The following is a 22,936-nucleotide window of genomic DNA, read 5'->3' as shown; positions in this document are numbered from 1 at the left end:
CTCCCAACGAAAAATTATCGTGTCACGTAATGGTTCAGCGGGACGAATCGGGCCAGCCGACGACGCCTCATGCCGACCCGGACTTAGGGGGCGTAACCCGGGGTTGGGCGTCATCTTCCAGATGATAGTGCTTTCGCAGGAACTGCCTGACGTTCAGCGATGCGACGTACCCCTGGTCCAACTCCGTGACGATCCTATCGATGATCTGCGCCTGTTCGGCGATCTGCCGGGCGGCCGCACCGTCCTGCATGCCCGCGAGACCGATGATGACGGCAAGCGGGTTTTTGATGCGATCGCCAAGGCACGCGAGGTGCTCAATGTTCCGGTTAAACTGGGAGCAGACCTCTTGCCACAGGTGTTCGTCGCTCTGGTTACCGGACTTTCGGTGCGCAACCGCAATGGTCCCGGCGGGATTGCCTTCATCGTCGCCGACAAGCGCGAACCCGAAGATCACCGCAACCGGTTGACGTTGCATATCCGTGAGGGTTGCTTCTATCGTACGCACGTTCCCTGGCAGAACGGAGCGTCCTGTCGATCCCCTGGAGACACGGTCCAGAAAACAGGCCTTCTGGAATTCAGCAATAGACTCCGGAGTCATTATAGAAGAGAGGTGTTTACCGGCCAGATCTCCCGGATTATACCCAAGGAGGAGCCTTGCCGAGGGGCTCACCGATCTTATCGCAAGGCCGGGGTCGAGGCACACGACCAGGTCGGAAGAGACGGTCTCAAGGAAGTCGTAGCGTTGCCGATATTCCTGAAGATTCGTTTCCAGTCGGCCGGAATCCTGGCTGACATGAAAGGTATCCAGGCGCGCGCCCCGGTTCGGCCCGCTGGGGATGACGGTGCTCGAGTACTCCACCCAGATTCCCCTGCACGGATTTCGGGATATGCGGTATCGCCTCGTCGGAATATTCTCACAGAAAAAGCAGGACCCGATGAAGTCCGCTTTTAAATCCTCGCCGCCCTGAAGGTTCGGGGAGACGCAGAGGGAAATGAACTCCACGGCGTTCATACCGATGGTCTCGTAGCCGCTTACCCCAAAGAGCCTCTCCATGGCCCTGTTCATCCAGACGACGGCCTGATCCGGACCGATCACTACGACTCCGTCCCCCAGGCGGTCCACCAGCAGCACCAGCATATTCCTGGTAGATGCAGTCGCACCGCGGGGTTCGCCCTGCGTGCAGCAACTGTCGCGGCAAAGTAACATCTCGGCTATCCGCTCTCGTTCCGATCCATTTAGCCCGGCTCTGTTACAATCCATATCCGCCGCCCCGACCATGCATCCGTCTTCCCCGGATCTATTTTAAAAATATCCGGTATATATGAGTTTCTTACCCTTTCAACGAAGAAATACCGCCCTTTTGAGAAATTACAACGGTACGGAGCGTTTACAAGAGTACTGTACAATTTCGGTCAGAATGTAATATTTTGCTATCCCGGATCGTGTACACTATGCAAGCACAGTCTCTTATCATCTCGATACTTGTAGTTACGCTCTCGGGAGCCCTCAAACTGCAATTCGCATACGGGTTTCTCGGCGAACATGTACCGCTCACCGAGTTTGCCGCCGCGGCGCTCATTGCATACTCGGCCTATGCGTTCGACCGCGGCGTGGAGAATAAAGAGGATGAGAAGCGGGGAAGTCGGTTCCGAAAGGCTCTTCTGGTGACGGCCGGCATCGCGATGATCGGCACATTCGTCCTCTACCCGAACCCCGCTCTCCTCATACCGTTCCTCGTTGCTTACCTCTATGCAAAGGGCATTGGGGGTCACCGGTTAAAGGGAAGCAGCGGAATGAAAAACTGCATTGTCGCTCTCACCTGGTCGCTCGGCATCCTCATCTTCCTTGGCGCCGTCACCCTGCCGATCGTGCTGATCTGCCTCTTCTTCTTCTGCAAAAGTTTCGTCAACACCGTCATCTACGACGTCCGCGACGTCGATAAGGATAAAATGGCGGGGATCATAACGATCCCGACGCTCCTCTCCCGGCCGCAGGTCACCACCCTGCTGCTCGGCATCAGCCTTTCCGCCCACATTGTAGTCTTTGGCGCCTACTTCACAGGCTGTATTGCCGGCATCGACGTTCTGCTCATCAGTCTGGTTCACAGTGCTTTTTACATCGTTGCCTACTGCAACCAGTTCGAGATGCTCAGGAACGCACTCGTCGACGGGGAGTGGATTCTCTATTCAGGCTATACGATTCTGCGGGACCTGGTTCTATAGTGGCGGATCAGATCCATTCCAAAATTTATCGCTTCGGGAGACGTTGCAATGAGGTCCCGTGTGAAGTCATAACTCCCCGATTTGTAGAAGAACCCGATGGAGAGAAAGGTATCCGTGACAGTGGCAGCGATCCTGGGCGTTTCCAGAGTGAGGTATACCTCAAGGTTGCCGTAATTCTCAAGCGGGTAGGCCGAGATGAGATCGTAAACCTCCTGCGTGACCACCAGAGAGATAGGATCGCCGCTCTCCGCCAGGCCCTTGAAGAATTCCGGGTAATCAGGAAAAAGGAGTGGGGATACTCCGTATATCTCCCGGGTATTCTTCAGATAATCAGTAAAGACGCGGTGCGGTTTTAATATGTCGAACGGCTCCGAGGTGATCACCTGAGCATCGCGGATCTCGCAGAGACGAAGAGCGAACTCGTCCGGGAAAGCAATGACATGGTCCGGGAAGGCTTCGTAAAGCATGCGCAGGGTTTCGATGCTCTCCTTGAACCGCTGGAATATGATTAGGCTTGCGTGTCCCCTGTCGGTCAACGAGACCTCGCCGTCGACTTCCCTGACAAAACCCGCCTTCTTCAGATAATTGACGGTAAAGGCATACGTTGAGGAGGGAATGTGCTGTTTAATCGTATCCTTGGTCTCCTGCTGCAGGAGTGCATCCAGAACCTCAATTCGGCGTTCGCTCGAAAAGATCTTCATGAAATCAGTGATTTTCATGTACCTTCTCATATTTCGTCGGCAACGTCACATTAATCTTCTCCCTGGAAGAGACGGTATACAGAGCCCAAGAGAGCCGACTATGCCCCGGTTCCACGGATCGATCGAATACAGGAGGGCTCTCCCGCCGGCCCCGATCTCCCGACGGGGCAACAGGATGAGGAACTTCTCCATGCCATGAACGTCAACTGGCGCGCCATACCCCAGGCGAACAACACGCTCGCCGTACTCTCCGCGGCGTGCGAGGTCCACGGCTACCACATCGAAGTTACCGACCGACCGCGCCCGGACGTCACCATCTACAGCCTGAACTCCATCAACGAACGTCTTTATCGCGACGAAATCGCGGGAGCGGACTGCATAACGATTGCAGGAGGGCCTCACCCCTCTGCGTGCTACCGGGAGGCGGCGCAGTACGCCGATTACGTCGTCGTCGGAGAAGGTGAGTATACGCTCCCGGCGCTCCTATCCGCCCTTGAAGAGGGGAAGGAGCCGCCGCCCGGCGTCGCGACCGCCGCCGGCTATATACCTGCCCGCCACACCGTCCTCCTCGACGGCTACCCGCCCTTCTCCCGGATCACGGGGTTCATCGAGATCACCCGGGGATGCCCGTTCTCCTGCGGATACTGCCAGACACCCCGCCTCTTCGGGCGGTGCATGCGCCACCGCTCCGTCGATGAGATCGCCCGCTACTCCTCACGCTACCGGGACATCCGGTTCGTCACCCCAAACGCATTCGCCTACGGATCGGACGGCATCCATCTTCGGCTGGACCGGGTGGAACGGCTTCTCCGGAGCCTCAACGGCAGGATCTATTTCGGCACCTTTCCCGGCGAGGTGCGCCCGGAGTGCGTTTCGCGGCAATCTATCAACCTCATTCTCGACACGTGCGCCAACACCCGCCTGCACTTCGGTGCCCAGTCGGGGAGCGATGCGGTGCTCCGCCGCCTGCATCGGGGGCATACCGTGGACGATGTCATCCGCGCCGTCGACCTCTGCCGGGAGAACGGGCTCGTTCCGGTCGTCGATTTCATCCTCGGGCTGCCGTTTGAGAGCGACGACGACCAGCGCGCAACGCTCGACCTCGTGAAGCTGGTCACCCGGGCGGGAACGGCGCATATCCACTACTTTATGCCGCTGCCCGGGACCCCGCTCCAGAACAACCCGCCACGCAGCCTCCTTCCGGAAACGAAAAAAGTTCTCGGCAAACTGGCGCTCAGCGGCAGGATAACCGGATCCTGGATGGATCATGAGATAAGGTTTTTTAGACACACTTCTCATCTATAGTGCATGACGGATGTGCTACTCCTAGCAGATCTGCACGGTAACTACGGAAAGCTTGATGCTTTTCCCGGCTACGACTACGATGCAGTCATCATTGCAGGCGACATCACCAACTTCGGTCCACTTGAGCCTGTAGAGTCGGTACTCTCCAATTTTGACGTACCGTGTTTTGCAATCCCCGGAAACTGCGACCCCCGCGAGATCGTCGACGTGCTCGAGCACTCCGATGCGGTCTGCCTGCACGACTCATGGATCGCGCTTGGCAAGATCACGCTCGCAGGTCTCGGCGGTTCGAACGCGACTCCCTTCGGCACGCCGTTTGAGTTGACGGAAGAAGAGATCGATGAAGAACTCACCCGGATCGTCAACCGCATGGACAAAAACGTCCACAACGTTCTGGTCAGCCACGCTCCGCCGTATGGAGTGCTGGATGGCGTCGGTGAGAACCACGTCGGGAGCCAGAGCATCAGGAAGCACATGACCCGGTTCGACCTGGTCTGCTGCGCCCACATCCACGAAGCGCGGGGCGTCACCGAGGTCGACGGCGTCACCGTCGTCAACCCCGGACCCGCCTCAGACGGCTACGGTGCTCTCATCCACTTTGGAAAAGAGCCAAAAGATATTCAGATAGATCTTATTGCCGTTTAGATAACAGCATCTCCAGATACGAGGTGTAGATCGGTGGACCATCTACACCTAATTCTTTTGCAATCACCCCGATCCGGTCGGCAGCTTCTTCGTTATTCCCTTCTGTCAGGATCTCGATCTCGATGAACGTCCCGAGGGATGCAACGTCGTCGAGCGTCACCGTCACATCGTCCATCTCGTAGAACTCCCGCACCTTCAAGACCGTGGCGGCATGCCGAAAACCAAGACGCGAGAGGATCGTTTCGAAGGTCTCCCCCGAGGCTACCGCGAGGTTGAACTCCTCACGGGCCTTCGCGCTCCCGACCAGGACTTTCGGCCCTTTGTAGGTCACGGTAACCCCGGTATCGTCGTACCTGACACGCAACGCCTCGTCGGTCTCCCCGAAATCACGATGGGGGGCATTGTAGTAGACGTCGCGCTCCTGCTGTCTCCCGGCCATCCGCACCCCTTGCAGGCTCAGCCGGTCCCTGACACGGGAGATGTCGGGGACCGCAAACTTTGCTTCTACCTCAATCATACCAGTCGTCAATCGTCTCTTCGGAACGACGATAAACCTTCACCGCACGGCCCGGTCCGTGCCGGGATTTTCTGCCGGATCAGGTCTCTCTGCTCCTGTGCTGCGGCGAGGAGGGCCTCATCCCCGAGATGCTCTGCGGAGGTGATCGTCCGTTTTGTCAGCACCAGAGCCGTCGCGTAATCCCCGCGGTGGTAGAACCGGAGCCCGAGTTCCCTATTCAGGTCCGCCGCCTTCTCATACTCCCGCGCATAAAACAGATGGCAGGCAAGCGAGAGGAGAACGTACAGCCTGTCGGGGAGACGGGGCATGGAGCGTTCGAAGCAGTCGGCGGCACGGGCATTGAGGGCTACCTTTGCACCGGAAGGGAGAGTGCGCCTGCAGTGCTCCTGCAGGAGAGGGTGCGCAAAGGCGTACTCTCCGCCGGGAAGCCTCCGGAGTATGCCGCTCTTCCCTGCCCGGTCCGTTACGCTTGCTTTCGGGAGACCGAGCATGCAGGCCATGACCGGTACCGGGAACGGGGGGTTTAAGACGGAGAGTTCTTCCACCCACTCCCTCCCGGACCCGGGGAGCAGGGCAAAAACCAGCGTCGCCGGGTCCCCTGCCCCGGCGAGCACGCCCCTGACGTTCGTCGTTGAGGGAGGGAGACCCCGGCGGCGCAGGGCGTTGAAGCAGGCCATGAGGCTGAACGGACTGCTTGCAGTCCCGGCGAGGAGGCCGACAGCCTCGTCGCCGAGGGAGAGGTCAAAACGCCTTTTTGCCATCTCCCGGATCTCGTGCCCCCGCATCCCGGAGAGGGCCACTTCCGGGACACCGAGGTCCCGGATCTCTTCCTCCTGCACCGGTGCGCAACCGGGACCGGCCGCGCCTCCGGCCCCGCAGGTGAAGGCAAGAAAGATGCCGGGCGGGAGGTCGTGCAGGATATCCCTGAGGAGACGTCTGTCAAGGCTTGAAGCAAGATGAACGTCGTCCAGCAGGACCGACGCGATATGGCCGGTCCCGGCCGTCAACTCCCCGAGTTCCCGGAGCAAATCCATAAACGCCCCGCGCACCCGGTCGTACCCGACCCTGGGCGACCGGGCGTAGATGCCGATGATCTCTTCGCCGGTCTTCGGGAGCAGGCCGACCGGTTCCACCGGGGCGGCATACTTCTCGAAGACATCGTCGGCATACCGGATCGCCTCCCTTATGCCTTCGCCCCCGAAGAGATCCCCGAACCGGGCCGATACGACATGCCTCCGCAGGTCGTTTTGCAGTTCACGAATCGCGAAGAAGATCATTCCCGGGAGGTCGAAGACCTCACCCCTGAGGACGGGCGACTGCAGCCCTCCGGGGCGGTCCTGCACTTCGTATGCGAGCCAGGTTAAGAGCGAGCTCTTCCCGATCCCGGGCGGCCCGGAGATCATCACCGCCTGCCCATGCGCTCCTGCCCGCGCGAGAATGGACAGGAGCCGCTCGCGTTCCTCCCGTCTACCGCAAAATTCTTCCGGGGGAGAAGGGGCATACGAGACATCCCCTGCCCCCTGCTGCGTCTCATCCATGATCCTGCCGTCGGACACTTTACTCTTGAAGGGGACTTCAACGTTTGGGCGGGGTGCCGGGCCGCCGGAATGCGGCGGCAAACAGTAAATACCATTCCATCCAAATGAAAAGGAACAACGAGACGCGCGGTATGCGACGGATCGGGACGCCTCCCGTACCGGAACCGTAACGCATCCGCTTACCAAAGGTGAATGAAATGGCACTTAAGGAAGGAGACTTTGTCAGGCTCAGGTACACCGGCCGCGTCGGTGAGAATATCTTCGATACTACCGATGAAGAGATCGCAAAGGAAGAGGGGATCTACAACCCGCAGGCGGAGTACGGTCCCGTCACCGTCCGCCTGGGGAGCCACCACGTCATCGTCGGCCTTGAAGACGAGTTGATCGGGAAAGAGGTCGGCGCCGAAGGAGAGGTTGACGTCCCGCCTGAGAAAGCGTTCGGGGCGCACGAGGAAGAGCAGGTGCGATCCGTGCCGGCCACGCAGTTCCGCGAGAAACCCAAGCGAGGAATACGGGTCGAGGTTGAAGGCCGCGAGGGCATCGTCGTCGACGTCATCGGGAGGCGCGCGGTCGTCGACTTCAATCACCCGCTTGCGGGAAAAACCCTGCACTACTCCTATGCAATCCTCGAGAAGGTCGATGACCCGGTCGAACAGATCGCGGGTCTCATCAAACTCTTCTCGGGCCGAACCGACATCAAGATCAGTATCGCCGACGGCGTGGCCGAACTGGCGCTTCCTCCCGCAATCATGTACGACCGGCGCTGGCTGGTCTGGCGGGGCACCCTCATCCGCGAGATATTCGAATACAACCCCGAAATCGAGAACGTTGTTATGAAGGAGACGTTCCCGCGCCCGGCAAAGCCTGAAGCGGCGCCGGAAGTCCCCGGGACGGAAGAAGAGACGAAAGAAGCCGAGGAGTAATCGACCTCGCTTCCACATCTGCTTTTTTTTTAGAATTTTACCCGGTGGCGCTGTGGGCATCCCCTGGATGGGCCCCAACGGCTCTCGGCAGAGGGTCTCTGGACTCTGGTAAAACCCCTCTCAGCGGCATGCTGCCGCACCCCCACAACAACCGGGCGCTATCCGGAGGCTGTGAAGCACCGGTTCGGACGTTAACACTCCCCCCGGGCAGCCGTCGAAAAGACCCTCAAACCGGGTTTTCCGGGACGCCTTCCGCTACCGGAACAATCAGAGAAAGGGGCCTGGAAAGCCCCGGGTAAAGAGAAAGAGAGACCGAGTTACGCGGACTTAACCGCGAGCTCGACGTCTTCTGCCTTGATCGTCTTGCGTCCTGCGTGCTGGGCAAGCCTGTTGGCTTCCTTGGTCAGCTCGGCGATATACGCCTCAGCCTTCGTTACCAGTGCAGCAGCGGCATCGCTGCCCACTCTCTCAGCACCATTCTTCTTTGCGATACGTACGACCGCAGCAATAGGTAGATCTGCCATAATCTAATCTCACCTCTAAAAAGAAGTGTATGAGTTAATATTTAAACATTTCGGGATTATCTCCAAAATTTACGTCCCTCTCCCCCATCGAGGGTACATCCGGGCTGAGCATCCGGATACCCGGCAGTAAATTATGGCGATTGGAATACCTCCATATCGGGGGTATTTTTGTTAAAAGAGCGAAAATTTAAGAGACAGGAGTTTCCGCAAGAGATTTTGCGAGCATTACTGCATTGGTATAATTTACTGAGGCGCGCGACGTATCCACAAAAATTTTATCGATATTTACCACCGGAGCCCCATGTCCGACACCGGCCCCAAGGAACGTGAGCGTGCGGAAGATCAGGTTCCCGGAGACCCCGTCGGGAGCGACGACCACCCCATACCGCCGCGCCGCCTCCTCAATTAGAATCTCGGTGTGCTCCGCACCGGTCAGACGGGCAACGAGTTCGGCATCAGCCATCGTCCGGTCCACGACCGGGTGCCGCCCGAGATCGCCGAGCCGTCCGCCCGAGAGGACCGCCACCCCCCCGGAGAGGCCGAAACGCCGGGCGATCTCCCGGCCGCGCTCAACGAACCGGATCTTTTCCATGACCGTCCAGCCCTCATCGACCCCCACGGGGGCGAGGAGGAAGAGATGTCCGTCGGCGGTCTCAAGAAGGGCAATCCGCTCGAGGTGATCGACGCCCGCGGCCCGTTTGAGGGCCGCGAGCGTGGAGGATGCGGGCAGGGTGCCCCTGACGGCGGCATCGATCCGGCCGTCGGCAAGAGCCTCGATGAGGGCCGTCTCCGGCTCTTTTGCCTCGACGACCTCCACGGCACCTCCAAACGAATCGGCAGTTCCAGGATAGGAAAACAGAACGAGATCGACCGCCCCGCCGACCGCCCGGACGGTCGAGAAGACGCTCTCCCCGGGGGATGCGGCACCAAGCCCGATCGTTACCGGCATATCCCGCCTTCGGTGAAGATCCGCATGATGCCGTTATGGTCCAGGTCAAAGACCTGCGTCTCCCGACCCAGGTACCTGACGGTCAGTATCCGGCTCCCGTCAACCGTACCGATAGGAGCAGCAGCGATGCCGGTATCGCTAAAGCGGCGGCAGACCTCCTTCACGTTCTCCTCCTTTGCGGTCAGGATGAATCCCATACCGGGATACATGCGCACCCAGTGCTCGAAGGGGAGACCTATTGCAGAGAGGTCCGGTCTTGGAATCGCTTCAAGGTCGATCACCGCACCTTTCTCGCTCACTTCAAGGAGCATCCCCAGGGTCCCGATGACGCCCGGGTTGCTGATGTCTTTTCCGGCCGTCACGAGGTGCTCCTTCCCGAGGTCCTCCATCACCCGGATCTGAGCCCGCACCACCTCTGCCGACTTCATCGTGACCGAATCCCAGTTGAAGCTGCAGGACGGGTGCACCCGCCCGGCGAGGTCTATCGCCGCGACCACCACGTCGCCCTCCTCTGCCGTATCCGAGAAGATGAGTTGATCCATCCTAGCCGTCCCGAGAATGGCCACATCCACAACGCTGTACGGCGTTTCCGGGTGCAGGTGCCCACCCACAATCGGGACGCCGAACTGCCTGGACGCAGCGACCATGCCCCGGGTCACCTCATCGCGGATCAGGTCGTTCGTAACGGAGAGAATATCGACCATCGCAATGGGCCGTCCACCCATGGCGGCGATATCGTGGACGTTCACGAGCACAGCGCAGTACCCCGCCCAGAACGGATCGGCCTCCATCAACCTGCTCCAGATGCCGTCTGCCGCAAGCAGCAATGCATCCTCTGCATTATGCCGGATAACCGCGGCATCCTCACCGAACGAGGCGACAACGTCGGGGCTCTCCATCCGGAGCAAGCGGACCATATCCCCGATCACCCGCTTCCGGGTAACGCCCTCGTATTCCCTGACGGCCTGTGCTACCGTATCGGTGGAGCAATCCTTCACCACAAGAACACCAGCACTCCACGTTTCTTTATGGTATTCTGCCTCATCAGAGATAATGTATTTGATTCACCGATATTATGCACTCTGTTCAAAGAGCCGCTCCCGGCGATGCGCATCCGGTCGGTTCCCCCCGGGAAAAGGAGCCCGGATGACATCCGCCGGGGCAAGCGTTGCTCTCCCTGTACGGGAACACCGGATGTCTGCCGCACCGGGGTTGTATTTTTGATGCGCCGCGACGAATAGATCGCTATGGACTGGGTGGAAAAGTACAGGCCACAGCGTCTCCAGGACGTTGTGGGGAACTCCGGCGCCGTCAGGCAGATGTATGAGTGGGCGCGGGACTGGTCGCGGCAGAAGAAGCCGCTCGTCCTGTACGGGAAACCCGGTATCGGCAAGACATCAAGCGCCCATGCCCTTGCAAACGATATGAACTGGGAGGTGGTGGAGTTGAACGCCTCCGACCAGCGGACCAAATCAGCCCTCGAACGGGTGGCGGGAGCGGGTTCCACCACGGCCAGCCTCTCCGGCGCGACCCGTAAACTGATCCTGCTCGACGAGGCCGACAACCTGCACGGACAGGCGGACCGGGGCGGGGCGAAGGCGATTGTGGAGATCATCGCGGCGGCCAGACAACCGATCATCCTGATCGCAAACGATTACTATGCCCTCTCACGGGACCTCAAAGCGGCCACGGAACCGGTGCAGTTCCGGGCGCTCCAGGCCCGCTCGATCGTCCCCCGCCTCCGCCAGATCTGCGCGGCAGAGCGCATGGCATGCGATCCTGTCGCACTCGACGAGATCGCGAACCGTGCCGGCGGAGATATGCGTGCCGCGGTGAACATGCTCTACGCCGCGGCGATCGGGAAGGAGCACCTCACGGCAGAAGACCTCCACACCTCGGCAAAGGACGAGCGGTCCACCATCTTCGAGCTCGTCGGAGGAGCGTACAAGGGGCTCCGGGACGCCGACCTGCTCCGCATGGCGGTGCAGGTCGAGGATACCCCCGATGCCGTCGAGCAATGGCTCGAAGGGAGCATCGACCACATGCCCGATTCCGCCTCCCGGGCGAAGGGCTACGCCTGCTTATCAAGAGCGGACGAGTTTATCGGCCGAACCTACCGGCGGCAGTATTACACCCTCTGGCGCTACGCGAGCGCAATCATGCTCATCGGCGTCGCCGACGCCGCCGGCGCGCACGGCGTCCACGGCCGCATCCTGCCGCCGGCGCGCTGGCAGAAGATGGGAACGTCAAAGAAACAGAAGGCGGTCAGGGGGGGCCTCGCCCGAAAACTCAGCGGGATGACGCATATCCCGGAGGACGCACTGCGTGAAGATTTCTTCACCGCGATCAGCATCATCGTCGAGCAGGACCCCGCAACCTACGTCCGCGAGTTCCAGCTGGATGCCGACGAACTCGCTCTCCTCATACACGACAGGGCCATGGCCACGAAGGTGGTCAAAGACGTGGCAAAGGAGGAGAAGGCAAAGGAGAAGAAAATATCGGGCAAAGAGAAACCTTCCGGAAAGGGCAGAAAGACCCGGGATAACGACCCGCCCGGCGATGATTCCGGGGATGTGCAGCAGGACCTCCCCCCGGGCCAGGCGACGCTCTTTTAAGGCAGGCGGCGGTGATAGCAGTGGAGAAGAACAGGGCCGCAATCCACAAGTTCGCCGCCGTCCCCGTATATCTCACACCCCAGGTGGTAGATGAGGAGGTCGCTGTTGACCCGGCCGGCAAGCGCAATCAGCGGCGGGACCATCTCCACACCGGGACGCACGGCATAGATCAGGTCCGCACCCGCATAAAGCCCGATCTCGGGCTCAAAGATATCGTCGGCCACCACGGTGAGCCCGGCGTGCCGAATGCCGGGCCTGATATCGGTGCAGCGCATAAGAGCGCCGGCGGCCGCGATCATCCGCGCGGCTTCGGGGTTGTTACCGATGCCTACTTCCACAACCCGCCGGTAACGACCGGCGATGTACTCCCCGATGCTTCGTTCAATACGTTTATAGTGACACATTACCCAGAGATTAGGTAATGGGCGTCAATATTCTTTGGGACCGGCAGGCACCGGAAGGTATCGAACTTCCGGTCATCCGGATGATCGCGAGGATCCTCGAAAGGGAACCTGAACTCATCGATTATCCGTTCCTCATCGAAGGCTACGACAGATGCCGCAACCAGCACGATGCACAGAGTATCCTGGACCGCCTGCAGGACACCTTTACCCGTCGATATCCAATCTCCGGCCCCCTGCTGCTCGTCACCTCCCGGGACCTCTACGTCGACGGATGCGACTTCGTCTTCGGCCTCGCAAGACCGACGTGCGACGTCGCCGTCGTCTCGACCGCTCGCCTCGGAAACGAATACTACGGCCGGACGCCGGACGATGCCGACCTTATCGACCGGACCGCGAAAGAGGGGGCGCACGAACTCGGGCACCTCCTCGGGCTCGGGCACTGCAGCAACCCCGAATGCGTCATGTTCCAACCGCGGACGCTGGACGAACTGGACCGGAAGAAGAAGACGCTCTGCCCGGCATGCCGGAAGGCGCTCCGAGCCCGCGAAGAGAACTGACTGCACCCGTCAACGAGAGATACAACCGCAGGGGCACGGAAGACCCCGGGTGCGGAAGCGACGACGGCGTGGCGAAGAAACGCCTCTTCAGCCGGTGACAGCCACCCCTCACAACGCCCCGATACCCTCATACCAGAGGTCGGGATGCGCCTCGATGAACGCGTGCAATCAATCGTCTTACAGACATCGAGGTCCAGGTCGAGCACCTCAACCCCGTGAGACTTGAGGAAACTCCCCCGCCGCGACCTTCCCGATCCCGCACAGAGGAAGCAGGGCATCAACGTCGAGTAGAGGGGGACACCACATCAGACGCTCGGGATCTCCCGTTCGGTCCCGATCTCGTCGAGCGCCTGCCGGGTAGCAAGCCTGACGTCGCGGTCGGCATCGCCGAGGAGGCGCACGAGCGGCTCCCGGGCCCGTGGGTTCCCGATCCGGCCGAGCGCCCATGCCGCCATCCTCCGGACCCGGGGTTTTGCGTCGTCGAGCAGCCGAATCAGCGGCTCGACGGCCCGGGGATCGCCGATGTTCCCGAGCGCCCATGCGGCGCCGGTCCTGACCCAGGAACTCCCGTCCTCCAGGCTCCGTATCAGCGGAAGGACAGGTTCACGTCCGTCAAGGGTCCCGAGCGCTCTCGCGGCCTTCCACCGGACTTCGACGAACTCGTCATCCAGCGCCCGGATCAGCGGTTGCACCGCACGGCGGTCGCCCATCTCCCCGAGCGCATCCGCAGCCCGCCACCGCTCGTTCAGATTCCCGGATTCCAGCATCGAAAGGAACCTGTGGAGTTTCGTCTCCCTTCCGGGGCCTGCAACCCCTCCTCCCGGTACCGGCGAACCCCTCCCTGCCATAGGCCACCTCACCCCGTCTTGAGCCCCCGGAGTATAAGGTTTTGCCCCCGCGGGGCAGGTGCTGCTTTGAGGAGGTGCATTTTTCTACTTTCGCCGCCTTCACCATAATCATGAAGAGCCCGACCGGTACACCGGAAGGCACGATATTCCCGCCGGACCTGGAGCATCTCGGCATCGCCCCGGGGGCAAAGATCGACATCCAGGAACTCGATACGATGGGAAAACGCCACAAATTCCAGGTTTTTCTCTACTTTGAGGAAGACCTGGCCAGATCCTCCACGCTCCGGGAAGACCTGCAGGAGTACAGCGACGTCCCGGACCTCGAGCGTCCGTTCATCAGGCTGGAGGAGTTTCTCCGGTTCGCTACCGAGTCGGACCCTCTCTTCTCCCGGCGCCTGGACGAACTCCCGCTGATCGTGGAGATCGTCGCCTACGGGGAACTCATACTACGGGAGGGGAAACCCGTGCCGTACATCAAAGGGGTGATGCCGTTCCTCGACGAGCTCACGATGGAGGACGCACCGGGCGTATTCTGACTTCCACCTCGTTCCTCACAGGACAATCATCCGACGGAAGCGATATCCTGCGCCGGTAGATGCCGGCCGGATGAGATCCGGTACCGCAAAAGATCAGAAGCCTCTTGTATCCCAACGTTTCACGTCCTATCGCAGATCCCCCGGAGATGATGTGCGGACCTGCACAGACCCGGAAACGGGTCCCGGGGTTTCATGGGAATGGTGCCCGCGTTGACAGAACCGGATTACCTTACGGCCGGACCGGCAGCCCTCTTCAGCCCGCCCTGGGGCACGCACGCCTGCCTCATCTACCAGCACCGGCGGGACCTCATCGATACCCTGGTGCCCTATCTTCAGTCAGGGTTCGAGCGGGATGCCTGCTGCGTATGGCTCACCGCAAGACCCCTGCAGGCTGATGCTGCGCAAAAGGTGCTCGCAAGGAGCGTCAAAGACCTGGATCGACGCCTGAAGCGGGGGGAGATCCAGATCCTTGACGCACGCGACTGGTATCTCCAGGACGGCCGTTTCTCATGCTCCGCGGCACTGAACAACTGCATCCAGAAAGGAATCGAGGCGCAGAAGAGGGGCTACGAGGGTCTCTTCCTCACCGGCAACATATCCTGGCTGACGGGAGCGGAATGGGATATGTTCATGGAGTATGAGACGGTAGTGAATCAGGTTATCGGGAACAGCCGGATCGCCGCTATCTGCGCCTATCCGCTCAGCGCCTGCGGGGCACGCGAACTGCTGGAGGTTGCCTCCACGCACCGGGCCGCCGCCATCCGGCAGGACGGGATATGGCGGGAAGTCGCCCTGGGGGAGGAGACACTCCCCGGCGAAGCGACAAGAATGGCCATCAGCCAGATTGAAGCGAACATCGAACAATTCGCGACGCTTGCCGACCGGATCCGCCATCCCCTCCAGCTGCTCATGGCGACGGCCGACCTGAGCGAGAACGAATATTCGGAAGTGATCCGGCAGCAGGTCCAGAAGATCGATGCCATCGTCAGGCAACTTGACGCCGGTTGGGCGGGATCGCGGGCGGTCAGGGAGTATCTCCAGAACCGCGACTTTACCGGAGGGCGCACGGCGCCGGTCACGGGATCCGGACCGTTCCCGCACCCGTCAGGATATCCAGACTCACGTCGAAGTTTCTGACCGTGTGGGTGAGCGCACCCATGCTGATGATATCGATCCCGGTTGCGGCATACCCGGCAAGGTCATCGACGGCGACTCCTCCGGAGACTTCCAGAGTCACCCGCTCCCGGAGGCCCCGTCCGGTGAGCGCCCGGACCGTCTCGCGAACGGTATCCGGCGTCATGTTGTCGAGCAGAACAATATCAGCCCCGGCCTCTGCAGCCGTGACGGCGTCTTCCACCGTCTCCGCCTCCACCTCTACCGTCCGGTAGAGGCTCTGCTGTTTCGCCCTCCGAACCGCTTCCGGGAGCGGCACCAGCGCGAGGTGATTGTCCTTGATGAGGATCATATCCGAGAGAGAGTAGCGGTGCGGGTCGCCCCCGCCGAGGACCACTGCTTTCTTGTCCAGCATCCGCAGTCCCGGGGCCGTCTTCCGTGTCGCGGCAACCCGCACGCACGGCGAGACCGTGCGGACCGCATCGACCGCCTCCCGGGTTCGGGTTGCAATCCCGCTCATGCGCCCGATGATGTTGAGCGCCGTCCGCTCCACAAGGAGGATCGCCCGTGCGGAGCCGTCGAGTTCGAGCAGGGTCGCGCCCGGAGCGACCGCACGGCCGTCGGGGATACGCACACGAACCGTGACGCCGTAGTGCTCGAAAAGCACCAGCGCCTCCGCGAGGCCCGCGACGATGCCGGAGTTTTTCGCCCGGATCACCGCACGGCAGACGACATCGGGGACGACCGCTTCCGAGGTGACGTCGCCCCACGGTGCATCCTCCCGGACGAACCGGAGCAGTTCCTCAACCGGGATCATGCACTCACGCCCCGACGGCGATCATCCGCTCGATAGCCCGCCGTGCCCGGCCCATGACCCCGGGGGGGAGGACGACCTCCTCCTCCTCGCGCTCGAGCGCGAGGAGGAGATCGGCGGGGGATGTCTTCTTCATATCCGCACAGACGGCCTCCGGTTTCTCGTAAAAGACCCGTCCGGGATAGAGCGCCCGGAGGCGGGCGGCCATCTCCCGCTCGGTGAAGACCGACCAGGGCTCGTCTGCGCCGGCTGCGTTTCGCACCATGCCCCCCGTGGAGACGATCTGGTCGGCCCGCTCCTGGACCTCCGGCGGGCATTCGGGGTGGCAGACGACCAGGCCGCCCATCTTTCGCGCCGTTTCGAGATCGGTGAGGGTGAACCCGGTATGGACGTAGCAGTGACCGCCGGGCGGCACCGGGATGATCGTCTTCTCGGGGACCTCCCGCCGGACGTATGCGGCAAGGTTTGCGTCCGGCCCAAAGAGGATGGTGTCGTTCGGAAGCGACCGCACGACCCGAACCGCGTTCGCGGAGGTGCAGGTTATATCCGCGAGCGCCTTACTCTCCGCGGTGCTGTTGACGTAGACCACAACGGCTGCGTCCGGGTAGCGCCGCCGCGCCTCCCGGATCAGGTCCGGGGTCAAAAAGTCGGCCAGGGGACAACCCGCATCCTTTACCGGCATGATTACCTTCCGTTCCGGGTTGAGGATCTTTGCCGTCTCGGCCATAAACCGGACCCCGCAGGTGACAATCAGATCCGCCTCGGCCTCCTTCGCCTTCACCGCAAGTTCGAGACTGTCGCCCACCACATCTGCAAGCGCCTGGATCGCCATCGGCTGGTAGTTATGCGCCATGACGATTGCGTTCTTCCTGATTTTAAGCGCACGAATCTCCTCCTCCATTGTTACGTTCCCACCACCAGAGGGTTCTCAAGGTTCTTTAAGAGCGTCAGGATGGAGAGGGCCGCCATATAACTTGTCGCCGGGTTATCAGGGCTCGGGACGTTCCTGACCCGCACGTAGATGTCTCCGAAGTCGCCCTCGACGAATATCTCATGGACGTTTCTCTCCGCCGCAGGATCGACCCAGAGCTCCACGTCGGCGTCCCTGCCGGCTGCGAGCCCCAGCGCCACCGCAACGTTGATGTTTTTCGGGAATTGCTTGATACAATCGTGCGCCAGCCCCTTAAATATCTCCGTCGGGGTGTCGGCGGTCATCCCGAGTGATGCGGGAGGTTTGGTCGTCCGCAGGAGGAGTGTCTTCGGCGGCGAGACCTGGCCGATCTTGATGTTGTCGAGCCCGACGACGGCACCGCTCGGGATACGGATCGTCTTTCCCGCTTCCCGGGCAGCCTCGATGAGACGCTCGCGGTATTCCTCGTCTGCGAGAGCTCCCGCGGAGAGGACGATGATATCCCTTCCGGATCGAAGGACCGTCTCCGCGTAGGACCTGACGGCACCGACTGAAGCGGCCTCCACGACGATAGAAAAATCTTCCCGCATGAAGGCGTCAAAGTCCGTATATGGCCGGGCGTGACAGAGCGCCGCGAGTTCTTCGGCTCGCCCGGGGATGATATCGAAGACGGCGACAACCCGGATGTTCTCCGCGTGCGTGGCGATGACATGGCCGACGTTGCCGCATCCCAGCAACCCTATTTTAATCATCAGGTAAAGAAGTTGTAACACCAGCGGTTAAGCGTTGCGCTCTCGCATGAAATCGGCCGGAGAATTCCTGCTGATAGGGAATTCAGCCGTCAGAAGAGCGAGCCGGTTACCGACTTTGCGCGCGGGGAGTCATCACCATGAGCCTGGAAGACCTGCGAGGAAAACGAGTTTACATTGAAAGTTACGGCTGCACCTACAACCATGCCGACACCCGACGATTGGAGGCGGTGCTGGAGCGTCTCGGTTGCACACCGACCGGACCGGACGAGGCGGACGCCGTGATCATCAACACCTGCACGGTGATCGGCGCGACCGAACGGAAGATGCTCCGGCGTCTGGCGGCCTTCTCCGACCGCGACCTCTACGTGACCGGGTGCATGCCGCTTGTCCAGATGGAAAAGATCCGTTCGGTCTGTATGCCGCACGTCATCCTCCCGGACGAGATCCACGAGCGGTGCGGCAACTGCGGTACCCCGGGTGCAGGAGCGGTCGGCGTGGTGCAGGTGGCGAGCGGGTGCGTCGGCCGGTGCAGTTACTGCATCACCCGGTACGCACGGGGAGAACTCGTGAGCACGCCGCCTGAAGACGTTCTCGATGCCGTCCGCCGTCTTGCCGCGTCGGGGGCCTACGAGATCCAGTTGACCGGTCAGGACGTGGCCGCCTGGGGGCTCGACCGGGGCGAGTCGCTCCCCGACCTTCTGCGGGCGATCGGAGAAGTCCCCGGACGGTTCGCCGTCCGGCCGGGGATGATGCACCCGGCATCGGTGATGCGGGTCCTCGAGCCGCTCCTCGATGTCTACGGGAGCGATAAAGTCTTTCGGTTTCTGCACCTCCCTGTCCAATCGGGGTCGGATTCCGTTCTCGAACGGATGCAGCGCGGTTACTCTGCGGCCGATGTCCTCCGGATCGTCGACGCGTTCAGGGAGCGCTACCCGGAGATGATGATCTCTTCCGACTTCATCACCGGGTTTCCCGGTGAAACAGACGATGAGTTCCGACAGACCCTCGATCTCCTGAAAAGAGCGGCGTTTGTGAAGGTGAACATCACCCGCTACTCCAGGAGACCCGGCACGCCCGCCGCCGCCTTAAAAGACATCCCCGAGCGGATACGCAAAGACCGCTCACGGGCGCTCCTTCGCGAGGCGAACCGGATCTACGACCGCTACAACGAGCGCTGGATCGGGAGGGAGACGCCGGTCGTTGCGACCGAGAAGAACGCACCCGGGTCGACCGTCTGCCGCAACCCCTGCTACCTCAACGTCGTCGTCGAGGAGGATCTGCCGTTCGGGTTCTCCGGGAGGGCGGTGGTCCGGGAAAACCGGCGGCACTATGTCATCGGCGAGGTGGTCCCGCCCGATGACGGAGAGAAAATTTAGCCCTACAGAAAATTTTTCTTCCGGGAGAGGCATACCATTCTGCCATGCAGGGGATCACCGGGTACGAGCTCTCCTCGCGGAAGGCTGAATACCTCAAGTACATCCACATGCAGGGCGATGTCGTGAAGACAACCGAGATTGCCGCCAACTTCTCGGTCGCGCCTTCGACGGCGACAAAGACCCTCGCAGAGATTGCAAAAGCAGGATACATAGAACATACACCCTACCACGGGGTGCGACTCACCCCGACCGGCACTGCCTACGCCAGGTTCCTGGTTCGGCGTCATCGGATCGTCGCCCTGGTGCTCAGCCACTACGGCCTTGAGCCAGACGAGGCCTGCAAGGAGGCGAAAAAGATCGAGCCGTGCGTCTCAAAGAGTCTGACCGACAGGATATGTGCGTCGCTCGGACACCCGATGATGAGTGTCTGCGGGGAGATCGAGCATGACTGTTGCTGCTGCTGCCCCTCTGGCGATCACGAGACGTAACGGCAAAATATTTTTACCGGGGAAGGGAGAATATTTAGATTCACACCAAATTTTGGGTGGATAATCATGAAGCCACAGGATAAAAGCAAAATCATTTCTTTTTCGCTCGTTGCAGCCGTTTTCGGAATTCTCCTGATGACGGCAGCCATGGCAGGGTGTACCGAAACCGACCGGCAGCAGGATGGGCAGGTCGTCGTCGCGGTCACCATACTCCCCGAACAGGAGTTCGTGGAGCGGGTGGGAGGCGACCACGTCCGGGTGGTCCTGCTGGTGCCGCCGGGGGCCGACCCACACACCTACGAACCGCCGCCGGGAGTCCTTGCCGATGTCGCAAAGGCGGATATGTATGCCGCGGTGGGATCGGGGGTAGAGTTCGAGCTCGCCTGGAAGGATAAGATCGCCGCCCAGAATCCCGATATGCTGGTCGTCAACTGCTCGCGCGGCATCGATATGATCGCAACTACAGAGGAGCACCACCATGAGGAAGAGGAACACGAAGAAGAGGAACATGGTGAGGTAGAGGAGGAGCACCACCATCACGGCGGGGCCGACCCCCACGTATGGGTCTCTCCACGGAACGCAAAGATTATGGTCGAGAACATCCGTGAGGGGCTCACGGAGGTCGACCCGGAGCACGCCGACGACTACCGCCGGAACGCCGACGCTTACCTTGCAGAACTCGACGCCCTTGACGCGGAGATCGCCGATACGCTTGCCGGATCAGGGGTGACGAAGATTATGGTCTATCACTCGGCGTGGGCCTACTTCGCCCGGGACTACGGCCTTACCGAGATCGCGATCGAGAGCGAGGGGAAGGAGCCCTCGCCGCAGAGGATAGCGGAACTTGTCACTCAGGCGAGGGAGGAGCATATCAAGACGATATTCGTGGTGCCGAGTCACTCATCGCGGAGCGCTGAGGTGATTGCAAACGAGATCGGCGGCACCGTGGTGCCGGTAGACCTGCTTGAGAAAGACTATCTGGAGAGCATGCGGAGAATGACCGCGAAGTTCGTTGGGAACAGCAGTCCATGAAAAACCCCGTGATCGAGGTCGACGACGTCTGGGTCAGGCTGGGCGGTCAGACCGTGCTCGAAGGAGTGAGCCTCACCATAGATCCGGACGATTTTTACGCGATCATCGGGCCGAACGGCGGCGGGAAGACGACGCTCCTCCGGGTGATCCTCGGCCTCCTCCCTCCCTGCCGCGGGGAGGTCCGGATACTCGGCAGCACGGAAGCGGCGATGCGAAAGAACCTCGGCTACGTCCCTCAGCTCCGGACGTTCGACTTCGAGTATCCCATCACCGTGCGGGAGATGGTCCTCTCCGGCCGCCTCGGCCACATCTCCCGCAGACCCCGGCGCTACGATGCCGTAGACCGCGCCCGGGCCGAGGAGGCGCTTAAGACGATGCAGATCGCCCATCTTGCGGACCGGCAGATACGGGACCTCTCGGGCGGGGAGCAACAGCGGGCGATCATCGCCCGGGCGCTCGTCGGCGACCCGAAGGTGCTCCTCCTCGACGAGCCGACGGTCTACGTCGACGCCCCGACGGAGGCGCAGTTTTACGGGACTCTGGACCGGCTCCGCGCCAGGATGGCGATCGTCCTCGTGACCCACGACATCGGGGTGATCCCGGAGCACGTGACCAGAGTCGCCTGCCTGAACCGGCGCCTCTATACACACGATACAAAGGAGATCACGGCGGATATGCTCGAGGCCACATACCGCTGCCCGGTGGACCTGATCGCCCACGGCGTCCCGCACCGGGTCTTCTCGGAACACTCAGAGGAGGAGTAGTATGTTCGAGGTTCTCGACTTCGAGTTCTTCAGGAACGCGCTCGTCGCCGGGGCGCTCGCGAGCGTCGCCTGCGGGATCATCGGCACCTACGTCGTGGTGCGGCGGATGGTTTCGGTCAGCGGCGGCATCTCCCACGCGGCTTTCGGCGGGATAGGTCTCGGCTACTTTCTCGGGATAGACCCGCTTCTCGGCGCCACCGGGTTCACCGTTGCCGTGGCGCTCGGGATGGGCGCGCTCCAGCTCCGGGTAAAGCAGCAGATGGATACGCTCATCGGCGCGGTCTGGGCGGCCGGGATGGCGCTCGGAATTCTCTTTGTCTACCTGACGCCGGGGTTCGCCCCCGACCTCTTCTCCTACCTCTTCGGGAACATCCTCCTCGTGCCGCGAGGCGATATCCTGCTGATGGCGGCCCTCATCGTCATCATCGTCGCCGTCGTGGCATACCTCTACCGGGAACTGCAGGCGATCACGTTCGACCCGGATTACGCGACGGTCATGAACCTCCCGGTCGAGCGGCTCTCGCTTCTCCTCCTCGTGCTGATTGCGCTCACGGTGGTGATGCTGATCCGGGTGGTGGGGATCATCCTCGTGATCGCGCTCCTCACGCTCCCGGCGGCGATCAGCCGCCTTTACACCACCCGCATCTGGAGCATGATGCTTGGCGCCGTCGGCCTCGGCATCGTCTTTTCCGTGACGGGGATATGGCTCTCCTACCTCTTCAACGTCCCGTCGGGAGCGACGATCATTCTCGTGAGCACGGCCGCGTACGGAGGCGCCCTCGGCATAGAGCGCCTCCGACAGACCCTGACGACAGCGCCGAGAGAGAAGACGAAAAAGGCGGCTTAGTCCTTAAGAAGGGGTTCGGGGGACAAACCGGTGTCCTTATGCCGGCGCGCGTAAGAGTAAGGTGAGCAAAATGGATCCGATCATCGAAGAGGGATACACCCGGCTCCTCGACACCCTCGGGGACCTGCAGGCGAAGAAGGAAGAGGCGACTACGGCGATAAAGGAGAATGCCGAAGCGCTTCTCGCACGAATGGCCGCCGATACGGTGCCGGTCGTCGGCGGGATCGGCCTTGAGATGCTCCGGCGCGCAAAGAGAGAGGCGTCCGGGGACCTCTACGACCAGGAATACTACGAGAAGAAGATGATCGTCCTCGGAAAGACCGACCCGCTTCCGTATCGCCCCGACGATCCGAATATGCCCGTCGATACCCAGGTCTGCGTCCTCGGCGAGGACGGGGTCTTCTACGAGGTCATGTACACCAACACCGAGATCCGGGTCGACTCTTACCTTGATCCTCTCACCCCGGAGGAGGCGTTCGACATTTACGGCTACGATCTCGCCTTCATGCTCTACCGGGCGCTGTACGAGTATGCAAAGAAGGAGGAGGAACTGAC

26 protein-coding genes are annotated in these 22,936 nt (G+C 61.2%); 14 read left to right on the top strand and 12 right to left on the bottom strand.

Features of this window, described 5'->3' with window-relative positions; translation table 11 throughout:
• Window positions 1-67 precede the first annotated feature (67 nt).
• On the bottom strand, window positions 68-1,207 hold the full coding sequence (locus tag BRA42_RS12760) for a PAS domain-containing protein (RefSeq protein WP_342771175.1): 1,140 nt from the start codon (window positions 1,205-1,207) through the stop codon (window positions 68-70).
• Window positions 1,208-1,452: 245 nt separating this feature from the next.
• Here BRA42_RS12760 and BRA42_RS12755 point away from each other — a divergent pair, with 245 nt between their 5' ends.
• The gene (locus tag BRA42_RS12755) at window positions 1,453-2,223 is read left to right on the top strand and encodes a hypothetical protein (protein ID WP_292409646.1); all 771 of its coding nucleotides are present in this window, start codon (window positions 1,453-1,455) and stop codon (window positions 2,221-2,223) included.
• On the opposite strand, the gene BRA42_RS12750 is transcribed toward BRA42_RS12755, so the two are convergent.
• Window positions 2,193-2,954, bottom strand: a complete 762-nt coding sequence (locus BRA42_RS12750) for a helix-turn-helix transcriptional regulator (RefSeq protein WP_342686224.1) — start codon at window positions 2,952-2,954, stop codon at window positions 2,193-2,195. The genes BRA42_RS12755 and BRA42_RS12750 overlap by 31 nt on opposite strands.
• A 165-nt stretch (window positions 2,955-3,119) precedes the next feature.
• On the opposite strand from BRA42_RS12750, the gene BRA42_RS12745 reads away from it, so the two are divergent.
• Window positions 3,120-4,229 carry a TIGR04013 family B12-binding domain/radical SAM domain-containing protein gene (locus tag BRA42_RS12745; protein ID WP_292409651.1) on the top strand — a complete coding sequence of 370 codons (1,110 nt, stop codon included), beginning with the start codon at window positions 3,120-3,122 and terminating at the stop codon, window positions 4,227-4,229.
• 3 nt (window positions 4,230-4,232) lie between these two features.
• Window positions 4,233-4,874, top strand: a complete 642-nt coding sequence (locus BRA42_RS12740; protein WP_292409653.1) for a metallophosphoesterase family protein — start codon at window positions 4,233-4,235, stop codon at window positions 4,872-4,874.
• Here the strand turns inward: BRA42_RS12740 and cyaB are convergent.
• Together cyaB and BRA42_RS12730 are read right to left on the bottom strand one after the other, a co-directional pair.
• On the bottom strand, window positions 4,861-5,391 hold the full coding sequence (gene cyaB / locus BRA42_RS12735) for a class IV adenylate cyclase (RefSeq protein WP_292409656.1): 531 nt from the start codon (window positions 5,389-5,391) through the stop codon (window positions 4,861-4,863). The genes BRA42_RS12740 and cyaB overlap by 14 nt on opposite strands.
• Window positions 5,392-5,399: 8 nt before the next feature.
• Window positions 5,400-6,929 carry an ATP-binding protein gene (locus BRA42_RS12730; protein ID WP_342770737.1) on the bottom strand — a complete coding sequence of 510 codons (1,530 nt, stop codon included), beginning with the start codon at window positions 6,927-6,929 and terminating at the stop codon, window positions 5,400-5,402.
• A 197-nt stretch (window positions 6,930-7,126) separates the two neighbouring features.
• Between BRA42_RS12730 and BRA42_RS12725 the strand changes: the two genes are divergently transcribed.
• Window positions 7,127-7,852, top strand: coding sequence for a peptidylprolyl isomerase (locus BRA42_RS12725; protein ID WP_342770736.1), 726 nt, complete (start codon window positions 7,127-7,129; stop codon window positions 7,850-7,852).
• Between the two features lie 317 nt (window positions 7,853-8,169).
• On the opposite strand, the gene BRA42_RS12720 is transcribed toward BRA42_RS12725, so the two are convergent.
• The 3 genes from BRA42_RS12720 to BRA42_RS12710 all read right to left on the bottom strand — a co-directional run bounded on the left by BRA42_RS12720 (window position 8,170) and on the right by BRA42_RS12710 (window position 10,326).
• Window positions 8,170-8,376, bottom strand: a complete 207-nt coding sequence (locus tag BRA42_RS12720; RefSeq protein WP_066955067.1) for a histone family protein — start codon at window positions 8,374-8,376, stop codon at window positions 8,170-8,172.
• Between the two features lie 187 nt (window positions 8,377-8,563).
• On the bottom strand, window positions 8,564-9,325 hold the full coding sequence (gene mtxX, locus BRA42_RS12715) for a methanogenesis marker protein Mmp4/MtxX (protein WP_292409662.1): 762 nt from the start codon (window positions 9,323-9,325) through the stop codon (window positions 8,564-8,566).
• Window positions 9,316-10,326 (bottom strand): methanogenesis marker 2 protein, encoded by a 1,011-nt coding sequence (locus BRA42_RS12710; protein ID WP_292409664.1) that lies wholly within the window; start codon window positions 10,324-10,326, stop codon window positions 9,316-9,318. Before BRA42_RS12710 ends, mtxX begins: the two co-directional genes overlap by 10 nt.
• Before the next feature lie 246 nt (window positions 10,327-10,572).
• Here BRA42_RS12710 and BRA42_RS12705 point away from each other — a divergent pair, with 246 nt between their 5' ends.
• Window positions 10,573-11,940, top strand: coding sequence for a replication factor C large subunit (locus BRA42_RS12705; RefSeq protein WP_292409665.1), 1,368 nt, complete (start codon window positions 10,573-10,575; stop codon window positions 11,938-11,940).
• On the opposite strand, the gene BRA42_RS12700 is transcribed toward BRA42_RS12705, so the two are convergent.
• Window positions 11,937-12,344: a UPF0146 family protein gene (locus BRA42_RS12700; RefSeq protein WP_292409667.1), complete on the bottom strand. Its 408-nt coding sequence runs from the start codon at window positions 12,342-12,344 to the stop codon at window positions 11,937-11,939. The genes BRA42_RS12705 and BRA42_RS12700 overlap by 4 nt on opposite strands.
• Window positions 12,345-12,361: 17 nt before the next feature.
• Here BRA42_RS12700 and BRA42_RS12695 point away from each other — a divergent pair, with 17 nt between their 5' ends.
• Window positions 12,362-12,901, top strand: a complete 540-nt coding sequence (locus BRA42_RS12695) for an archaemetzincin family Zn-dependent metalloprotease (RefSeq protein ID WP_292409669.1) — start codon at window positions 12,362-12,364, stop codon at window positions 12,899-12,901.
• A gap of 305 nt (window positions 12,902-13,206) precedes the next feature.
• On the opposite strand, the gene BRA42_RS12690 is transcribed toward BRA42_RS12695, so the two are convergent.
• On the bottom strand, window positions 13,207-13,749 hold the full coding sequence (locus BRA42_RS12690; protein WP_292409671.1) for a HEAT repeat domain-containing protein: 543 nt from the start codon (window positions 13,747-13,749) through the stop codon (window positions 13,207-13,209).
• A 110-nt stretch (window positions 13,750-13,859) separates the two neighbouring features.
• On the opposite strand from BRA42_RS12690, the gene BRA42_RS12685 reads away from it, so the two are divergent.
• Together BRA42_RS12685 and BRA42_RS12680 are read left to right on the top strand one after the other, a co-directional pair.
• Window positions 13,860-14,285: a hypothetical protein gene (locus BRA42_RS12685; protein WP_292409673.1), complete on the top strand. Its 426-nt coding sequence runs from the start codon at window positions 13,860-13,862 to the stop codon at window positions 14,283-14,285.
• 198 nt (window positions 14,286-14,483) lie between these two features.
• Complete coding sequence (locus BRA42_RS12680; protein WP_292409675.1) at window positions 14,484-15,422, top strand: MEDS domain-containing protein; 939 nt, start codon at window positions 14,484-14,486, stop codon at window positions 15,420-15,422.
• On the opposite strand, the gene nadC is transcribed toward BRA42_RS12680, so the two are convergent.
• From nadC to nadX, 3 genes are read right to left on the bottom strand one after another with little or no spacing between them, the layout of a single operon-like run.
• Complete coding sequence (gene nadC / locus BRA42_RS12675) at window positions 15,361-16,215, bottom strand: carboxylating nicotinate-nucleotide diphosphorylase (protein WP_292409677.1); 855 nt, start codon at window positions 16,213-16,215, stop codon at window positions 15,361-15,363. The two genes, BRA42_RS12680 and nadC, sit on opposite strands and share 62 nt — an antisense overlap.
• 4 nt (window positions 16,216-16,219) lie before the next feature.
• Window positions 16,220-17,113 carry a quinolinate synthase NadA gene (nadA, locus tag BRA42_RS12670; protein WP_292409679.1) on the bottom strand — a complete coding sequence of 298 codons (894 nt, stop codon included), beginning with the start codon at window positions 17,111-17,113 and terminating at the stop codon, window positions 16,220-16,222.
• Window positions 17,114-17,115: 2 nt separating this feature from the next.
• The gene (gene nadX, locus BRA42_RS12665; protein ID WP_292409681.1) at window positions 17,116-17,874 is read right to left on the bottom strand and encodes an aspartate dehydrogenase; all 759 of its coding nucleotides are present in this window, start codon (window positions 17,872-17,874) and stop codon (window positions 17,116-17,118) included.
• A gap of 137 nt (window positions 17,875-18,011) precedes the next feature.
• Here nadX and BRA42_RS12660 point away from each other — a divergent pair, with 137 nt between their 5' ends.
• The 6 genes from BRA42_RS12660 to BRA42_RS12635 all read left to right on the top strand — a co-directional run.
• Window positions 18,012-19,250, top strand: a complete 1,239-nt coding sequence (locus tag BRA42_RS12660) for a tRNA (N(6)-L-threonylcarbamoyladenosine(37)-C(2))-methylthiotransferase (protein ID WP_292409683.1) — start codon at window positions 18,012-18,014, stop codon at window positions 19,248-19,250.
• A 44-nt stretch (window positions 19,251-19,294) separates the two neighbouring features.
• Window positions 19,295-19,738, top strand: a complete 444-nt coding sequence (locus BRA42_RS12655) for a metal-dependent transcriptional regulator (protein ID WP_292409685.1) — start codon at window positions 19,295-19,297, stop codon at window positions 19,736-19,738.
• A 66-nt stretch (window positions 19,739-19,804) separates the two neighbouring features.
• A complete protein-coding gene (locus BRA42_RS12650; protein WP_292409687.1) occupies window positions 19,805-20,770 on the top strand; it encodes a metal ABC transporter solute-binding protein, Zn/Mn family in 966 nt (321 codons plus the stop codon).
• The gene (locus BRA42_RS12645) at window positions 20,767-21,534 is read left to right on the top strand and encodes a metal ABC transporter ATP-binding protein (RefSeq protein WP_292409689.1); all 768 of its coding nucleotides are present in this window, start codon (window positions 20,767-20,769) and stop codon (window positions 21,532-21,534) included. Before BRA42_RS12650 ends, BRA42_RS12645 begins: the two co-directional genes overlap by 4 nt.
• A gap of 1 nt (window position 21,535) precedes the next feature.
• Window positions 21,536-22,381 (top strand): metal ABC transporter permease, encoded by an 846-nt coding sequence (locus BRA42_RS12640; RefSeq protein WP_292409691.1) that lies wholly within the window; start codon window positions 21,536-21,538, stop codon window positions 22,379-22,381.
• 70 nt (window positions 22,382-22,451) lie between these two features.
• Window positions 22,452-22,936, top strand: a 485-nt coding sequence (locus BRA42_RS12635; protein WP_342772160.1) for a hypothetical protein, incomplete at its 3' end; no start/stop codon positions are given.

The sequence above is a fragment of the Methanoculleus sp. UBA374 genome, from assembly GCA_002508705.1.
GTDB classification, from domain to species: domain Archaea; phylum Halobacteriota; class Methanomicrobia; order Methanomicrobiales; family Methanoculleaceae; genus Methanoculleus; species Methanoculleus palmolei.
The sequence above is the reverse complement of the archived record's forward strand: the minus strand, read 5'-3'. Positions and strand labels throughout refer to the sequence as shown.

What these genes read in the sequence shown, in the direction of transcription:
- BRA42_RS12760 (WP_342771175.1), bottom strand. Translation starts at nt 1,207, where the DNA reads ATGTTACTTTGCCGCGACAGTTGCTGCACGCAGGGCGAACCCCGCGGT.
- BRA42_RS12755 (WP_292409646.1), top strand. Translation starts at nt 1,453, where the DNA reads ATGCAAGCACAGTCTCTTATCATCTCGATACTTGTAGTTACGCTCTCG.
- BRA42_RS12750 (WP_342686224.1), bottom strand. Translation starts at nt 2,954, where the DNA reads ATGAGAAGGTACATGAAAATCACTGATTTCATGAAGATCTTTTCGAGC.
- BRA42_RS12745 (WP_292409651.1), top strand. Translation starts at nt 3,120, where the DNA reads ATGAACGTCAACTGGCGCGCCATACCCCAGGCGAACAACACGCTCGCC.
- BRA42_RS12740 (WP_292409653.1), top strand. Translation starts at nt 4,233, where the DNA reads ATGACGGATGTGCTACTCCTAGCAGATCTGCACGGTAACTACGGAAAG.
- cyaB (WP_292409656.1), bottom strand. Translation starts at nt 5,391, where the DNA reads ATGATTGAGGTAGAAGCAAAGTTTGCGGTCCCCGACATCTCCCGTGTC.
- BRA42_RS12730 (WP_342770737.1), bottom strand. Translation starts at nt 6,929, where the DNA reads ATGGATGAGACGCAGCAGGGGGCAGGGGATGTCTCGTATGCCCCTTCT.
- BRA42_RS12725 (WP_342770736.1), top strand. Translation starts at nt 7,127, where the DNA reads ATGGCACTTAAGGAAGGAGACTTTGTCAGGCTCAGGTACACCGGCCGC.
- BRA42_RS12720 (WP_066955067.1), bottom strand. Translation starts at nt 8,376, where the DNA reads ATGGCAGATCTACCTATTGCTGCGGTCGTACGTATCGCAAAGAAGAAT.
- mtxX (WP_292409662.1), bottom strand. Translation starts at nt 9,325, where the DNA reads ATGCCGGTAACGATCGGGCTTGGTGCCGCATCCCCCGGGGAGAGCGTC.
- BRA42_RS12705 (WP_292409665.1), top strand. Translation starts at nt 10,573, where the DNA reads ATGGACTGGGTGGAAAAGTACAGGCCACAGCGTCTCCAGGACGTTGTG.
- BRA42_RS12700 (WP_292409667.1), bottom strand. Translation starts at nt 12,344, where the DNA reads ATGTGTCACTATAAACGTATTGAACGAAGCATCGGGGAGTACATCGCC.
- BRA42_RS12695 (WP_292409669.1), top strand. Translation starts at nt 12,362, where the DNA reads ATGGGCGTCAATATTCTTTGGGACCGGCAGGCACCGGAAGGTATCGAA.
- BRA42_RS12690 (WP_292409671.1), bottom strand. Translation starts at nt 13,749, where the DNA reads ATGGCAGGGAGGGGTTCGCCGGTACCGGGAGGAGGGGTTGCAGGCCCC.
- BRA42_RS12685 (WP_292409673.1), top strand. Translation starts at nt 13,860, where the DNA reads ATGAAGAGCCCGACCGGTACACCGGAAGGCACGATATTCCCGCCGGAC.
- BRA42_RS12680 (WP_292409675.1), top strand. Translation starts at nt 14,484, where the DNA reads ATGGTGCCCGCGTTGACAGAACCGGATTACCTTACGGCCGGACCGGCA.
- nadC (WP_292409677.1), bottom strand. Translation starts at nt 16,215, where the DNA reads ATGATCCCGGTTGAGGAACTGCTCCGGTTCGTCCGGGAGGATGCACCG.
- nadA (WP_292409679.1), bottom strand. Translation starts at nt 17,113, where the DNA reads ATGGAGGAGGAGATTCGTGCGCTTAAAATCAGGAAGAACGCAATCGTC.
- nadX (WP_292409681.1), bottom strand. Translation starts at nt 17,874, where the DNA reads ATGATTAAAATAGGGTTGCTGGGATGCGGCAACGTCGGCCATGTCATC.
- BRA42_RS12660 (WP_292409683.1), top strand. Translation starts at nt 18,012, where the DNA reads ATGAGCCTGGAAGACCTGCGAGGAAAACGAGTTTACATTGAAAGTTAC.
- BRA42_RS12655 (WP_292409685.1), top strand. Translation starts at nt 19,295, where the DNA reads ATGCAGGGGATCACCGGGTACGAGCTCTCCTCGCGGAAGGCTGAATAC.
- BRA42_RS12650 (WP_292409687.1), top strand. Translation starts at nt 19,805, where the DNA reads ATGAAGCCACAGGATAAAAGCAAAATCATTTCTTTTTCGCTCGTTGCA.
- BRA42_RS12645 (WP_292409689.1), top strand. Translation starts at nt 20,767, where the DNA reads ATGAAAAACCCCGTGATCGAGGTCGACGACGTCTGGGTCAGGCTGGGC.
- BRA42_RS12640 (WP_292409691.1), top strand. Translation starts at nt 21,536, where the DNA reads ATGTTCGAGGTTCTCGACTTCGAGTTCTTCAGGAACGCGCTCGTCGCC.